Origin of the sequence: Streptomyces glomeratus, assembly GCF_021462825.1 — a bacterium.
Lineage (GTDB): Bacteria > Actinomycetota > Actinomycetes > Streptomycetales > Streptomycetaceae > Streptomyces > Streptomyces glomeratus.
Window position 1 is genome coordinate 1 of record NZ_JAKEEB010000094.1, and the last position, 1,341, is coordinate 1,341.

Consider the following 1,341-nt stretch of genomic DNA (forward strand, 5'->3'; position numbering starts at 1 on the left):
TCGACCGAGCGGGTCGAGACACCGTGCACGTATGCCTCCATCACCACGGCGAACAACGCCCGGTCGATCCGCCGCCGCCGTTCCAGCAGCGACGGGAAAAATGACCCGCTCCGCACCTTCGGGATCTTCAGGTCCAGGTCGCCGGCCTGCGTGGTCAGCACCCTGTCCCGGTGTCCATTGCGCCAGGTCGTGCGCGTCTCGGAGTGCTCGCGCGGCGCGGCACCGATCACCTCGGTGGCCTCGGCTTCGATCAGCTCCTGCAGGATGCGCTCGCACGCCACCCTGATTGCTTCAACTCCGTCGGCCCGACGTAGTGACTCAAGCAGCCGCATCAGTTCAGACTGGGACAAGGCCATCGCGTGCTCCTCCGGTCGAACTGCCCGTTCGCCAGAGAGACTTGCGCGATGGCCTGCCCTTGTTCAGGGAGCATGCACCGCCAGCGGATGCACGCCCCGAGCAGACACCCGCGCGTTCCGGGACATTGCCCGGCTACACCACTTCACGGGACGCCATCCGCTCGCATCCGGGGAGCGGGGCCGCCTTGTTTTCACGCGGCGGGCTCACGCCGAGGATCGATCCGGCGAGCGACGGCGGCTGCGGCCCGCGTCACGCCCGGGTGCCCGCGTCCTTCGCTCGGCCGGAGGGAACCCGGGGACGTGCCCAGACCGCATGTGCGGTGACAGGGCATGCAGTTCGTGCCGGAACCGCCTCCCCTCGCGGCGCCGACAGATCCGGCATACGATTCCCGCGCATCCGGACCAGCACGCGCTCGAGTGCTTCCGCGCTGTGGCGACCGGTGTGACTCCTCCCCCTCGTGAAGGAGGGGGCTTCTCGTTATGCCGGTGCGGCGTCGCGATGGACCAGCCCGGCCCGTAGAACGTTCAGGGCGCCCACCGTGTCCGCGTGCGCCTGGTGGCCGCACGAAACGCAGTGGAACTTCTCCTGGGCGGGCCGGTTCTCCGCTGAGACATGCCCGCATTCAGGGCAGGTCCGGGAGGTGTTGCGGGGGTCCACAGCGATCACTTTCCGTCCGGCGCTTTCAGCCTTGGCGTGCAGGATCGTCAGGAACACCCCCCATCCGGCATCAGAGATCGAGTGGTTGAGTCCGGCTTTCGCGCTGGCCCTGTTGGGCAGGAAACTGCCCGGCTGGTCAGGGTCGGGCTTCGGCACGGGGGCCTTGACCATGTTGCGGATCTTAAGGTCTTCGTGCGCGATGAAGTCGTGGTCGCGAACCAGATCCAAGGCGGTCTTGTGGGCGTGGTCCAGGCGCTGGCGTCGGACCTTGCGGTGCAGGTCGGCAACGCGCTGGACGGCTCGGCGGTGGTTGGCGGTGCGCTTGTC

At 68.2% G+C, this 1,341-nt stretch carries 2 protein-coding genes; both read right to left on the reverse strand.

Annotated elements, in window-relative coordinates; translation table 11 throughout:
• The coding region (locus LZ604_RS35445) for a transposase (RefSeq protein WP_234520347.1) at nt 1-356 on the reverse strand (356 nt) is incomplete at its 3' end.
• 478 nt (nt 357-834) lie between these two features.
• Nucleotides 835-1,341 (reverse strand): RNA-guided endonuclease InsQ/TnpB family protein (locus LZ604_RS35455; RefSeq protein ID WP_234520349.1); only part of this gene is annotated, 507 nt, incomplete at its 5' end.